Annotated in this window: 13 protein-coding genes; 8 read left to right on the top strand and 5 right to left on the bottom strand. The window is 69.9% G+C overall.

The annotated features are described in order from the left end of the window. The 5 genes from ABN273_RS41735 to ABN273_RS41715 all read right to left on the bottom strand — a co-directional run. Positions 1-268 (bottom strand): LacI family DNA-binding transcriptional regulator (locus tag ABN273_RS41735; RefSeq protein ID WP_349454956.1); only part of this gene is annotated, 268 nt, incomplete at its 3' end. A gap of 82 nt (positions 269-350) precedes the next feature. Next, positions 351-1,274 carry a substrate-binding domain-containing protein gene (locus ABN273_RS41730; RefSeq protein WP_349454955.1) on the bottom strand — a complete coding sequence of 308 codons (924 nt, stop codon included), beginning with the start codon at positions 1,272-1,274 and terminating at the stop codon, positions 351-353. 337 nt (positions 1,275-1,611) lie between these two features. After that, on the bottom strand, positions 1,612-2,355 hold the full coding sequence (locus ABN273_RS41725) for an amidase family protein (protein WP_349454953.1): 744 nt from the start codon (positions 2,353-2,355) through the stop codon (positions 1,612-1,614). 128 nt (positions 2,356-2,483) lie between these two features. Then, positions 2,484-3,137 (bottom strand): fasciclin domain-containing protein, encoded by a 654-nt coding sequence (locus ABN273_RS41720; protein ID WP_349454951.1) that lies wholly within the window; start codon positions 3,135-3,137, stop codon positions 2,484-2,486. 494 nt (positions 3,138-3,631) lie between these two features. Continuing rightward, the gene (locus tag ABN273_RS41715) at positions 3,632-4,009 is read right to left on the bottom strand and encodes a peptidase inhibitor family I36 protein (RefSeq protein WP_349454949.1); all 378 of its coding nucleotides are present in this window, start codon (positions 4,007-4,009) and stop codon (positions 3,632-3,634) included. Positions 4,010-4,447: 438 nt separating this feature from the next. Here ABN273_RS41715 and ABN273_RS41710 point away from each other — a divergent pair, with 438 nt between their 5' ends. The 8 genes from ABN273_RS41710 (at position 4,448) to ABN273_RS41675 (ending at position 12,688) form a co-directional block, all read left to right on the top strand. After that, positions 4,448-5,425, top strand: a complete 978-nt coding sequence (locus ABN273_RS41710) for a UDP-glucuronic acid decarboxylase family protein (RefSeq protein WP_349454948.1) — start codon at positions 4,448-4,450, stop codon at positions 5,423-5,425. Between the two features lie 10 nt (positions 5,426-5,435). Then, the gene (locus ABN273_RS41705) at positions 5,436-5,891 is read left to right on the top strand and encodes a YybH family protein (RefSeq protein ID WP_349454947.1); all 456 of its coding nucleotides are present in this window, start codon (positions 5,436-5,438) and stop codon (positions 5,889-5,891) included. 48 nt (positions 5,892-5,939) lie between these two features. Continuing rightward, the gene (locus ABN273_RS41700; RefSeq protein WP_349454946.1) at positions 5,940-7,232 is read left to right on the top strand and encodes a phenylacetate--CoA ligase family protein; all 1,293 of its coding nucleotides are present in this window, start codon (positions 5,940-5,942) and stop codon (positions 7,230-7,232) included. 88 nt (positions 7,233-7,320) lie between these two features. Next, positions 7,321-8,316, top strand: coding sequence for a glycosyltransferase family 2 protein (locus ABN273_RS41695; protein ID WP_349454945.1), 996 nt, complete (start codon positions 7,321-7,323; stop codon positions 8,314-8,316). Beyond that, on the top strand, positions 8,313-9,521 hold the full coding sequence (locus ABN273_RS41690; protein ID WP_349454943.1) for an ATP-grasp domain-containing protein: 1,209 nt from the start codon (positions 8,313-8,315) through the stop codon (positions 9,519-9,521). Before ABN273_RS41695 ends, ABN273_RS41690 begins: the two co-directional genes overlap by 4 nt. Then, entirely contained in the window at positions 9,518-10,192 is a 675-nt protein-coding gene (locus ABN273_RS41685; protein ID WP_349454942.1) for a hypothetical protein, read from the top strand. The genes ABN273_RS41690 and ABN273_RS41685 overlap by 4 nt, the downstream gene beginning before the upstream one ends. A 10-nt stretch (positions 10,193-10,202) precedes the next feature. Continuing rightward, positions 10,203-11,468: a phenylacetate--CoA ligase family protein gene (locus ABN273_RS41680; RefSeq protein WP_349454941.1), complete on the top strand. Its 1,266-nt coding sequence runs from the start codon at positions 10,203-10,205 to the stop codon at positions 11,466-11,468. After that, on the top strand, positions 11,465-12,688 hold the full coding sequence (locus tag ABN273_RS41675) for a hypothetical protein (RefSeq protein ID WP_349454940.1): 1,224 nt from the start codon (positions 11,465-11,467) through the stop codon (positions 12,686-12,688). The genes ABN273_RS41680 and ABN273_RS41675 overlap by 4 nt, the downstream gene beginning before the upstream one ends.

Raw genomic sequence — 12,688 nt, 5'->3', positions numbered from 1 at the left:
CGGCCCCGTGCACGGCGGCGGCGAAGGCGGGCCCGCGCACGTCGTTGACGATGAACGCCACCGTCTGGGTGCTGCCCGCCACCAGCGCGCGGGCGTGGGTGTTGGCGACGTAGTTGAGCTCCTTGATCGCCCGCTGCACCCGCTGTCTGGTGGCCTGCGCCACCGGGTAGTCCCCCGCCATCACCCTGGACACCGTGGAGACGGACACGCCCGCCCGTGCCGCGACGTCCCGGATCGTGTTCGGGCGGTGCTCGCCTCTGCTGGCCATGAGCCTGGAGTATAGACAACGTTTTCCGGCGCCCGCCGACGGCAACCGGATCGGGCCGGCCCGCCGTGCGCGCCGGAAATTTTTAGAAAGTCCAGAACTCCCGGGCGTTCTCCTTGGTCGCGACTTTGACCGGAATTGCCACAGATTTCGCGATGATCTGCCCCCTCGCCGCCTTGATGGCGCCGTCCACCGCCTGCCAGCCGAGCAGCCGCGGCTGCTGGGCGACCGTGGCGGCCAGCGTGCCCGCCTGCACCGCCTTGATGCCTTCCGGCGTGCCGTCGAAGCCCACCACCTTGACCTGCCGCGCCTTCGGCCCCAGGGCCTGGACCGCGCCCAGCGCCATCTCGTCGTTCTCCGCGAACACCCCTGTGATGTCGGGATGACGCTGGATCAGCTGCGTCATGGCCTGCATGCCCTTGGCCCTGTGGAAGTCGGCCCGCTGCTCGGCGACGACCTTGATGTCCGGGTACGCGGCGATGCCTTCGTAGAAGCCCCGGCTGCGGTCGCGGGCGGCGGAGGTGCCGGCCGTTCCCTCGAGTACGACCACCTCGCCCTTCCCGCCGAGCTGCTTGGCCAGCTCCTGGGCGCCCAGCTTGCCTCCGGTCACGTTGTCGGAGGTCAGGGTCTGAGCCACCTCGGCGCCGTTGATTGAGCGGTCGGCCGCGATCACGGGGATGTTGAGCTGGGCAGCGGCCTTGACCGGCGGTCCGAGCGTCTCGGAGCGGACCGGGTTGATGATGATCGCCTTCATCTTCTGGCCGGTGAAGCTCTGGACCTGGTTCGCCTGCTTGGTGGCGTCGTTGTTCGCGTCAGTGACGGTCAGCTTGACCCCGAAGTTCTGCGCAGCCGCCTCCGCACCGTCGCGGAACTGGACGAAGTAGGGGTTGTCCAGCGTCGATACGGACATTCCGATATTGAGGTCTCCCGAGGGCTCACTGCCGGCGGACGAACCGCAGGCGGCGAGGCCGAACGCGGCACCGACTATGACGGTCGCGAGAATTCGCATGATCTTTTCTTCTTTGGTTTCGTTGCCCTGCGCCGCAGGGTTCGACGAGGGCCGCGGTCGCGCCGATCTCGTAGCCGGCCGCCTGCTGCTCCGCTGAGGCAGACGGGTGGCCGGTGCGATCCGACCCGCCGCGAAACCGCTGGACAGAGTGTATGTGATGAGCTTCACGCCTGCCGAACGCGACGCCGCGAGGACCTGTGGCGCTCCGGTCGGCGCCACAGCTTCCGTTGCTCACATCTCCGCACCGGAGGCGTTCATGACCGGATGCACTTCCGCCGCGGCGAACCGGACGTCGTGGTGGCCGGGACCCCGTCGCGCACCCTGACGGTCCTGGCGTTCACCGGGTCGGCCGGCGCCGCGGCGCCGCCGACGTCCAGTCCGTGGCGCGCTCGTACGCGCGGGCCGCACGCAGCACGAGCGCGTCGGCGTGCCGGGGACCGACGATCTGCAGGCCGACGGGGAGGCCGGCGGAGGTGAAGCCGCAGGGCACGCTGGCGGCGGGCTGCTGGCTCATGTTGAAGGGGTAGGTGTACGGCGTCCAGCCGGTCCAGTCCGCCGAAGGCCGGTCCTCCGGCGTGTCCCGGCCCTTGGCGAACGCGGTGATCGGCAGGGTCGGTGTGAGCAGAAGGTCGTGGGTCCGGCCGGTGGCGCCGTGGCGAGGGGAGTCGGTGACACCCTTCCACCCCAACTCCGGCGTCGTGGTCTTGCCGAGCAGCACGGCCCCGGTCTCCCGGAGCCGGGCGACGGCGGGTGCGTCGTCGGGCCAGGGCCCGTTCCCGTCGATGAGGACGGTGCCACGCAGGGTCGGCCAGCCGCGGGTGTAGAGGATGTCCTTGACGGAAGCAGGCACGCCGTCGCCGGAACCGAGAGGGCGACCGGCCCGCCAGCGGGTCTCCGACTCCTTCGCCGCCGCCAGAGCGCCCTCGGGGTCGACCAGCACGAACGCGTTCACCCGGTGGTCGGCGGCCTCGATGGCCTCGATGGCGTCGAGGGCGGCGCGGGTGGCCTCCACCGGTGACACGCCGCCGTCGCGGTAGCCGGCGAGGAGTTCGGTGGCGGTCAGCCGGGCCAGATCGTTCATTCCCCTCTCTACCGCGGCCCGGACGGTACGAAACGGGCACTGCGGGGGAGCGGTCTTGGCGGGGGTCGGGAGGAGAGCACGGTCGCCTGGCGATCGTGCTCCCCGCCCGGGTCAGGACCCCGTGGCCCTCACTGGGGCATCAGGACCTTGTCGACGACGTAGACGACGGCGTTGCTCGTGTGCACGTCACCGCAGACGATCTTGGCGCCGTTGATCGTGAGGTCCTCACCGGAACCCTTCACGGTCAGCTCGGCGCCTTGCATGGTCTTGAGCGTGGCGCCCGCCAGGTCGGCCGGCGCCTTCTTGCCCTCGACCACGTGGTAGTTGATGGCCTTGGCCAGTTGGTCCTTGTCGGCCATGAGCTTGTCCCGGGTCTCCTTCGGGATCGCGTCGAACGCCTTGTTCTCCGGTGCGAAGATCGTGATGTCCTTGGCGGAGTTCAGCTTCTCCTCCAGCCCGGCCTTCTTCACCGCGTCCGACAGCGTGGAGAGCTCGGAGACCTCGGAGAGGGCGGTGCCGGCGGGCTTGTCCGCGATGCCGGCCAGGTTGCTCTCCATCGCGGCGCAGCCGGGTCCGAACGGGCTGGCGGTGGCGCCCGGCGTCGTCTCGTCCGGTGACGGTGAGACCTCGGGCGCGGTGTCCTCGGGTGCCGGCGAGGTTTCCGGCATGGTCGCCTCCGGTGACGGTGACGTCTCCGGCGTGGGCGTAAGGACGGAAGCATGGGCGGTGCCGGCGGTGCTGGCGGTCAGCGCCAGCGCCGCCGCGAGAAGCACTCGTTTCACTGTGATCCCCCCGATTTCGGTGAGCCGCGGCGGGCGAACCCGCTGCGGCGCGAATCGGCCCCGGGCTCGCGCCTGGGTCCTTCTCCAGTTTGGGCGGCCGTCGAGAACACAGGAGTTACATTTCGCCTAAGACGGCACAAAAGCCATATGTCACAACTTTGCGTGCCAAGTCGTGTCACAGGCGTCTAACGCGCCGCAGACCTGTACTCATGTACTCCTCGACATTCGTCTACCAAGTCCCACGACGCGGCGCCCCTTACTCTGCGCCAGGCGCGACGCCTGGCCACGGCGCTCAGAGGGCTCCTGGTCGGCCTCAGCCAGGGAGTCATTCTCGGCCTGACCGGCGCGTCCTGCGGCGATTACGCCGCCGCCCGCCCGCGCCGCGGCCTTGGCCGCGCACAGCCCGGCGAGCTCGCCCTCGACGAGGCGCCGGGAGGGGGGACGGGCTCTGTCCGCGCTGCGACCGCCCAGAGCCCGTCGGCTGACTCGACGTCCTAGCAGGTGGGCGCCACGGCGTCGATCTTGCCGCCGAAGTCGTTCTTGTACACCCTGCGGTAGTCGCCGTCACGGACCACGCGTGTCTCCTTGTTGTCGGGGACGTGGATCCAGTTGATGAAGCAGCCGTTGGCGTGGGCGATGAAGGACCCTACGTTGTCGTGCAGCGCCGGTGGCACGTCCACGTAGCCGTTCCCCGGGTTCCAGCACCACGACGCGCCGGTGTAGTCCCGCCCGCTCCACAGGCAGATGTCCCCGGCCGCCGCCCGGGCGGCGGGCTCGGGCGCGGCCGTGGCCGGGGCGGCGCAAGCCACGATGGTGAGCGCGATGGCGCCGGTGACGGTTGCGATCCGCATGCCGTGTGTCGTCGACCTCATTGCTGTTTTCTCCTCGTGTTCGTGCTGCTCGGAGAGCTGCCTGAGCAGCTCGCATCACACCATGTAACAGATCGAACACGCTGCGCTTCTGTTTCGCGGATACAAGATCCCGGCCCTGCGGCTGGAAAGAACTGGCGATCGCGTCACAGCGGTGAGTGGGCGGCGCATGCTCGCCGTTCCGCAAAGCGCCAGCTCATAATGCTTGTACCGATTGGTTCAATTTCTGGGGTGTGCTTGATGGCGGCGTGTCCGGAAATATTGTCCGAATATGGCTACACTCGGGATTGACGGTGGCGACGCGGCCGTCATAATCTTCCCGTGGATCGAAGCCGATCTTTCTGAGGGGCCTCACAAGGGCCGCTCAAAAAATGTGACGCGGGGGCGCAACATGCCTTTTTTGGCTGCCATAAAATGCGGGAAAGATAGTGAGAATCCCTTATGAGACGGCCGGTCGTGGCCATTACCGGCGGCGCCGGTTTTCTCGGTTCTCATCTTTGTGAGCGATTTCTGGCCGAGGGCTACCGCATTTTCTGCGTCGACAACTTCCTCACCGGAGCGGTCGCCAACGTCGAGCACCTCATGGCCGACGACCACTTCCGGCTGATCCGCGCCGACGTGTCCCAGCACCTGGTCCTCCCGGACGCCGTGGACGCCGTGCTGCACTTCGCCTCGCCCGCCTCGCCCACCGACTACCTCCGCCTGCCCATCGACACGCTCCGGGTCGGCTCCAGCGGCACCTTCAACGCCCTCGAGCTGGCCAAGGAGAAGGGCGCCCGGTTCGTCCTCGCCTCCACGTCTGAGACGTACGGCGACCCGCTGGTCCACCCGCAGCCGGAGACCTACTGGGGCAACGTGAACCCGGTGGGCCCGCGCGGCGTCTACGACGAGGCCAAGCGCTTCGCCGAGGCCATGACCATGGCCTTCCGGCGGGCCTGCGGCGTCGACACGGCGATCCTGCGGATCTTCAACACGTTCGGCCCCCGGATGCGGCCGTTCGACGGCCGCGCGATCCCGACGTTCATCAGGCAGGCGCTGCTCGGCGAGCCGATCACGGTGTCGGGCGACGGCAGCCAGACCCGGTCGATCTGCTACGTGGACGACCTGGTCGAGGGCGTCTTCCGGGTCTTCAACTCGGACCTGGACGGACCGGTCAACCTGGGCAACCCGCATGAGATCTCCATGCTCGCCCTGGCCGAGTGGATCAAGGAGCTCACCGGCTCGGCATCGGAGATCGCGTTCGTGCCGCGGCCGCAGGACGATCCGGAGATCCGCCGTCCTGACATCACGCTCGCGAAGGCCCGGCTGGGCTGGGCGCCCAAGACGCCCATCGAGGACGGGCTGCGGCACACCATCGCCTGGTTTCAGGAGCGTTCGCAGCTCTGGACCGCCGGCAATTTGATCCGGACGGCCTCCTAGGACGAAGCACATGAGCACGACCGCCGGGGGCGGCTGCACCGACCTGCCCAGACACGACCGCTCCCACGTGGCGACCGTCCGACATCTCGAGAGGCAAAGGACCGTGGAGTTCTCACAGGCGCTCGACGCGCATCTCACCGCAATCGAGGCACGCGACCTGGAGGGATACCTGGCCACCGTCCACCAGGACGCCTCGCTGATCCTGCCGAACGGGACGCTCCTGCGCGGCAGGGAGGCGATCGCCGAGTTCCACGCCGGTTGGTTCGCCGATCCCGACTGGTCGCTGCGGGCCGAGACCGTGCGGGTGGAGGCAGGGGGCGAGTCCGCCTTCGCCCTGCTGTCGGTCGTGTACGACGACCTGGACCCGGAGGGCAAGCCGTACCAGAAGCTCTACTACCTGACCCTGTACTTCACCCGGGCCGACGGGCGGTGGCTGCTCGTCCACGACCAGAACACCTTCTGCTGAGATGGCCGGATCGGACCGGCCGGCCGGCCGCGAGGAGGCGGTGGCCCCGTGAGGAAGTCCACGTTCAGCCTCGTGCCGGTCGCCTACCACCTGGCCGGCATCCGCCGCAGGGAACGCCTCGGCCACGAGCAGCAGCGGCGCCTGCAGGCCGAGCGCCTGCGCGCCCTCGTCCGGCACGCCTACGCCAACGTCCCCTACTACCGGCGCACGTTCGGCGAGGCCCAGGTCGAGGGACTGCGCAGCGCGTCGGACCTGGTCGGCTTCCCGGTGCTGGACCGTATGGACCTGCACCACAACGGGGCCGACCTGCTCGCCGACGGGTTCACCGAGGCCAACACCCGTGCCGCCACGACCAGCGGCTCCTCCGGCATCCCGATCACCATCCGCAACTCCGAACGCGACCTGGGCTACCTGCGCGCCACGTATCTGCAGGACATGCTCTCCAGCGGGCTGCGTCCCGCCGACCGGATCGCCTATTTCCGGGTCAGTCAATTCCTGCGCCACCCGCTCGAGCGCTTCGGCGTGCTGCGCAACTTCCACATCCCGACCGACCGGTCGCTGGATGAGCAGGTGGCCGCGTTCCTGGCGGCCAGGCCCACGTTCCTGGTCGGGTTCCCCAACGTCATCGCCAGCGTGGTGGACGAGCTGAAGCGGCGCGGCATCGCCCACGAGGGCGTCAGGACCGTGCTGTTCGGCGGCGAACGGCTCACCCCGGCCGCCCGCGCGCACATCCTGGACTACTTCGGCGCGGCCCACCAGGAGGTGTACGCCTGCGTCGAGACGTTCACCATCGCCCGGGCCTGCCCGCGGGGGAGCCTGCACCTGCGCACCTCCGACCTGGTCGTCGAGGTCGAGCACGAGGACGGCACCGTCTCGGTCGAGGACGGCCGGGGCGAGATCCTGCTCACCAGGCTGCGCGGCCAGGCCATGCCGCTGATCCGCTACCGGCTCGGCGACCGGGTGCACATCACGCCCAGCGACTGCCCCTGCGGAGTGGCCCGCACGCCCGTCGTGCGTGAGGTGCTGGGCCGCAGCGAGGACCGCATCGCCGCCGCCGACGGCCGGCGCTACTACGGCGACTTCCTCACCTACGCGGTCCAGTCCTTCCCCGAGGTGACCCGGATGCAGCTGATCCAGCACCGGCCAGGGGCGATCGAGGTGGTGATCGTGCCGACGGCGGACGCCCGCCACGACCTCACGGCCGACATCGCGCAGGCGCTCCGCCACAAGGCGCCCGGCCTGGACCCCACCGTACGGACGGCAACCCAGATAGCCCCAGAAGCGAACGGAAAAATCAAGATCGTAAAGGTGCACGAAGATCACGCGCTTTCCGGTGATTAATCCGCAACCCAGAAAAGGGCCCGTGTCGCATGTCGCTGAAGAAAACGGCCGACCAGCGCTTATCCATCAGACGGGGGCGCATGTGGGTATGAAGGACATCCGTATGCCGCCTCCCGGCATCACCGCGATCATCCCTTGCTACAACGAGATCGCCTGCGTCGAGCGCGCGTACCAGGAGATCCAGGCGGAGCTGAGCAAGTACGAGGACGTCGAGCTGCTGTTCATCGACGACGGCAGCACCGACGGCACGCTGGAGGCGATCAAGGGCTTCGCCGCCGCCGACCCCCGGGTGAAGTACATCTCCTTCGCCAGGAACTTCGGCCTGGAGGCGGCCTTCTCCGCCGGGTTCAAGTACGCCTCCAAGGCCTGGACGGTCCAGTTCGACGCGGACCTGCAGTCGCCCCCGCACGAGATGCACCGGCTCGTGGCCAAGGCGATGGAGGGCTACGACGTGGTCTTCGCCGTGCGCGAGAACCGCCAGGACGCCTGGTACCGCAGGCTCGGGACCTGGGCGCACCAGATGATCGCCCAGCGCTGGCTCGGCATCGAGCTGCCCCAGGGCGCGTCGGTGTTCCGGATCGTCCGGACCAGCGTGGCGCGCAAGGTGGTGGACAGCAAGCTGTCCACGCCGTACTTCATCGCCACCGCCCCGTTGCTCGGCGCCCGCTACACCACGCTGCCCACCACACACCAGCCGCGGGTGGACGGCACCGGCAAGTGGAACCTGCGCAAGCTGTTCACGCACGCCACCGAGCTGTTCGTCGGGTTCTCGTTCCGGCCGCTGACCTGGCTCATCGGCCTGGCCGCCGCGGCGGTGGCCGGGGGCATCGTGATCGCGGCGCTGGCGCTGGCCGGGCGCGTCGGCCCGATCGTGGTCGACCTGGCGGCCCTGGGCGCCGCGCTGGTCACGCTCGTGCTGCTGGCCGTGGTCGCCCGCTATCTCGTACGGGTGATGCGCGTGCAGGCGATCGGCGTGCCGCGCTACCAGATCCGCGAGGCCAACATCCCGATCCTGGCGGACGAGGCCCTGTACGGCCACGAGACCCCTTATGTCGTCGCCGAAGTGTGGGAGAACGTCAGTTGAGAAACCTCATCGTGCTCGGCGGAGGCGAGGACCAGATCCCCGCCTACCGGGAGGGGCGCAGGCTCGGCTACCGGGTGATCGGCGTGGACCAGCGCCCCGACGCGCTCGGCGCCGCGGAGGCCGACCAGTTCCTCTGCATGACCAGCAGGGACCCGGAGGGCATCGCCCGCGCCCTGGGCCCGATCGACGTCGCCGCCGTCATCTCCCCGGCCAGCGACGCGGCCCAGGAGTCGGTGGCCGAGCTGCGCCGGATCTACCGCACCCCGCACCAGACCGCCCCCGACGCCCTGCGGTGCACGGTGGATAAGGGCTTCTTCCGGCAGGTCATCGACCGGCTCGGGCTGCCCGCGTACCGCTACGTGCAGGACGACGACATCGAGCAGCTGATCGGCGCGGCGGCCGACCTCGGCTACCCGCTGATCGTCAAGCCGGCCGACTCGTCGGGCAGCAAGGGCATCACCGTGCTGGACGACCCAGTCGACCTGCCGGGCGCGATCGAGCACGCCCGCAAGCACTCCTTCTCCCGCCAGGTGATCCTGGAGGAGCTGATCGAGGGCAGCCACGGCGCGGTGGAGTCGTTCTTCGCCGACGGGCGGCTGGCGTTCATGGCCGTCACCGACCGCGTCATCACCGGGCCGCCGGCGATGATCAGCCTGGCCCACGTGGTGCCCGCCGACCTCGAACCGTCCGTGTACGCGCGGCTGAGCGAGGCGGTCAGCGCCATCTGCGCCGAGGTCGGGCACCGGCACGGCCCGGTCAACTTCGACTTCGTGCTGACGCCCGGCGGCGACCTGTGCTTCATCGAGATGGGCGCCAGGCTGGGCGGCAACGGCATGCCGCTGATGGTGCGGCACGCCTTCGGCCTGAACACGGTCGAGGCGGCCATCCGGCTGGCCCTGGGCGAGCCGCTGACCATCGACGTCACCCACCGGCGCATCGCCGCGCTGCGCATCCTGGCCGCCGAGGCCGACGGCGTGCTCACCGCCGTCGAAGGGCTCGCCGAGCTCAGGCGGATGCCCGAGGTGGTGGACGTGCAGGTGTTCAAGTCGCCCGGCGAGCACGTACGCGCCTACACGCAGGCCGGGCACAAGCTCGGCTACCTGGTCCTGGTCGCCGACACGCGGGAGTTGCTGGAAGACGCCCTGGACCGCGCCCTGCGCACTCTCCGATTCGAGATCGAGCCCGATGTGAAAGGTTCCCCATGATCCCCCGTAAGCCGCTCGGCTTCCTGATATTCGCGGCGCTGGCGGTCGCCTCCGCGGCGTTCGTCTGGTTCGGACTGCCCCACGACCGGGAGGTGAAGTCGCTGGGCATCTTCCTGGTGAAGCTGCTGCCGTTCGTCTTCGCCACCGAGGCCGTGGCCAGGATGGACGTGGAGTGGGCCAGGCGGATCAGGCTCGTGCTCTGGTCGGTGCCGGTCGCGTTCCTGGTGTACTTCCTCTACTTCGTGCCGAAGATCTTCTTCTACGGTGGGGTGGCGGCCGGCTCCCGCGAGGCGTTCTACGGGCTGTACTACCACGTGCTCACGGTGACGCCGTTCCTCATCATGGCCATGGTGCTGGCCTTCCGGCTGGGCGGCGGCTCGGCGGGGCCGGTGCGCAGGCTCTCGTACGGCATGCTGCTGCTGATGCTGTCGGGCCTGGAGGACCTCGCCTTCCTCACGGTCAACGACCACACCGACCCGGCCTGGGCCACGATCCCCGAGGTGTGGGACTGGGCCTCGCACATGACCGTGTTCCTCGGGCACCCGCCCACCAAGTACGAGGCGTACACGTTCATCGCGGTCCACGTGGTGCTGGCGCTGGCGGTGTTCTTCAGCCCGCAGCGCTGGTGGGACTCGCTCAAGCTGCGGTTCGTCCGGACCGAGAGCGCGTAGAGCGGTGCTCGTGCGCGAGGCGGCGTACGTGCCGCTCACCATCGCGCGGGAGTACGGGAGCGTGGCGGCCTTGCGCCGCCGCCAGCTCCGCGGGCTCAACCGGGTGCTGGAGCTGGCCCGCACCCGGGTGCCGTACTACCGCGGCGATCCGCGCTACGCACGGGGGCCGCTGCGCAGCCTGGCCGAGCTGGCCGAGCTGCCGGTGCTGGACAAGCAGGTGCTGCGCGAGCAGCCGCTGGAGCGCATGCTCGCCGACGGCGTGGACCCGGAGCGGTGCCTGTCGTTCCAGACCAGCGGCAGCACCGGCCGGCGGGTCAGGATCCTGCACGACCACGACAGCCACGACTACCACATGGCCGCGTGCGTGCGCAGGTTCCTGGCCACCGGCCGCTACCTGCCCACCGACCGGCTCAGCCACATCCGGCCGTTCGCGCCGCCGGCCCGCATGTTCGAGCGGTTCGGCCTGTTCAGGCGGCACGTGCTCCTCTCGCACCGGCCCATGGCGGAGATCAAGGCGGAGCTGCTGGCCAACCGCCCCAAGGTGCTGATCGGCTACCCCGTGCACCTGCGGGCCCTGCTGCGGGCGCTCACCCCGGACGAGCTGGCGCGGCTGCGGCGGACGCTGCGGATCGTGATGACCGAGTCGGAGCTGCTGCTGCCCGAGCACCGCGCCATGTTCGCCACGCAGTTCGCGGCGCCGGTCTTCGACGAGTACTCGGCCTTCGAGGTGCTCAACGTGGCCTACGACTGCGGTCACGGCCGCGCCCACCTGGGCGAGGACCGCGTCTACTGCGAGGTCGTGGACGAGCGCGGCAAGCCGGTGCCGGACGGCGAGCCCGGCCGGGTGGTGGTCACCGCGTTCCTGGAGCAGGCGATGCCGCTGCTGCGCTACAGCCTGGGCGACATCGGCCGCATCGAGCCGGGCCGCTGCCCCTGCGGCCGCCGCTTCCGCGTCCTGCGCCTGACCACGGGACGCAGCAACGACTACGTCACGCTGCCCTCGGGCGAGCGGCTCTACCCGGACGCGTTCCTGCACTTGGCGGCCACCCACCCCGGCATCAGCGAGTGCTTTGTCCACCAGGAGGCCGGCGGGCTGGTGCGCCTCCACATCGTGCCGAGCGGCGAGGAAGCGGCCGAGCGGGTGTTCGCGACAGTGCGCGAGAAGCTGTTCGGGCTGGCCGGAGGGGAGTTTCCGCTGGAGGTGGTGCAGGCGGAGTCCGTGCTCGTCACGCCGGGCGGTAAGGGCCGGTTCGTCACTTCCGACTACGTCGCATGAAACGCCCCGGGGCGGCCACCGTACGGCGGCTGGCGGCGCTGATGGGCGGGCGGGCGGTGTTCCGCGGGACGCTGCTGCTGGCCAACGTGGCGCTGCTGGCGGCCTGGGGCTCGCCGGCGTACGCGGGATACGCGCAGGCCATGGGCGGCGCCGCCGTCCTGGCCCTGATCGCCACGACCGGGATCGAGAAGTGCGCGCTCAAGCTGATCCCCAGGCTGCGGTACACCGTGCCCGCGCTGATCGGCGTGTTCGTGGCGCTCGCCGGAGTCCTGCTCGTGGTGGCGCTCGCCGTCCTGGGCGGCATGCTGGCGCTCGGGCGCAACGGGCCCTGGCCGCTGGCCGCGCTCGCCGGGCTGAGCCAGATCGGCGTCGGGCTCAACCAGGTGCTCGTCGGCCTGACCAGGGCCATCGGCAAACCCGCGCGCGACGTGGCCAACCACCTCGTGCTCTCGGCGGCACTGGCCGGCTACACGGGGGCGGCGCTGGCGCTGGGGATCACCCCGGCGACGTTCCTGACGCTGTACGCCGGCACGGTGGCCGTGTTCAACCTGGCGTTGCTGGCCGGGCTGCGGCCCGACTTCCGCGGGCTGCGCCGCGGCGCGCTCAAGAAGGCCGCCGTCGGGACGTCGCTGCGGATGGCCGTGCCCGACCTGGCCGGCGGGATGTCCATCAGCCTGATGTTCCTGGCCCTGTCCGTGGCCGGCGCGCAGGCCCAGAGCACCGGCCTCTACATGGCGTCCACCGCCTCCTCGACCCTGCTCAACGCCTTCTCCTACCTGCTGCGCATCCTGCAGCCCGACGTGTCCAGGGCGCTGCACCAGCGGGATCTGACCGCGGCCTACCAGCGGCTGTCGCGCTGGCTGGGCCTGCTGATGCTGATCGGCACGCCGTACGTGCTGGTCGTGCTGGTGCTGGCGCTGACCGTGCTGCAGCCGCACGGGGACGTGGGGGTCGTGATCCTCTACATCGCCTGTGTCCCGGTCATCTTCGCCGTCGGCAGCGCCAACTACGTGATGGAGAACGCCAGCCGCCAGGCGCTGCACGCGACCGCGGTCGGGGCGGCACTGTCGCTGGCCGTGATCGGGGCGCTGGCCTTCGTCGTCGTGCCGTGGGCGGGGGCGCTCGGCGCGGTCGTCCTGATCGCCTTCGGCGAGCTCGTCCACGCGGGGGCGATCCTCCACTGGCTGCGACCGCGGTCCCGTCAACTCATCGGCGTGTGA

Source organism: Nonomuraea sp. B19D2 (genome assembly GCF_040137845.1).
GTDB lineage: Bacteria > Actinomycetota > Actinomycetes > Streptosporangiales > Streptosporangiaceae > Nonomuraea.
The sequence above is the reverse complement of the archived record's forward strand: the minus strand, read 5'-3'. Positions and strand labels throughout refer to the sequence as shown.

Bases quoted from the DNA above. Each gene is read 5' to 3' on its own strand.
- ABN273_RS41730 (WP_349454955.1), bottom strand. From the start codon at position 1,274: ATGCGAATTCTCGCGACCGTCATAGTCGGTGCCGCGTTCGGCCTCGCC.
- ABN273_RS41725 (WP_349454953.1), bottom strand. From the start codon at position 2,355: ATGAACGATCTGGCCCGGCTGACCGCCACCGAACTCCTCGCCGGCTAC.
- ABN273_RS41715 (WP_349454949.1), bottom strand. From the start codon at position 4,009: ATGAGGTCGACGACACACGGCATGCGGATCGCAACCGTCACCGGCGCC.
- ABN273_RS41710 (WP_349454948.1), top strand. From the start codon at position 4,448: ATGAGACGGCCGGTCGTGGCCATTACCGGCGGCGCCGGTTTTCTCGGT.
- ABN273_RS41705 (WP_349454947.1), top strand. From the start codon at position 5,436: ATGAGCACGACCGCCGGGGGCGGCTGCACCGACCTGCCCAGACACGAC.
- ABN273_RS41695 (WP_349454945.1), top strand. From the start codon at position 7,321: ATGAAGGACATCCGTATGCCGCCTCCCGGCATCACCGCGATCATCCCT.
- ABN273_RS41685 (WP_349454942.1), top strand. From the start codon at position 9,518: ATGATCCCCCGTAAGCCGCTCGGCTTCCTGATATTCGCGGCGCTGGCG.
- ABN273_RS41675 (WP_349454940.1), top strand. From the start codon at position 11,465: ATGAAACGCCCCGGGGCGGCCACCGTACGGCGGCTGGCGGCGCTGATG.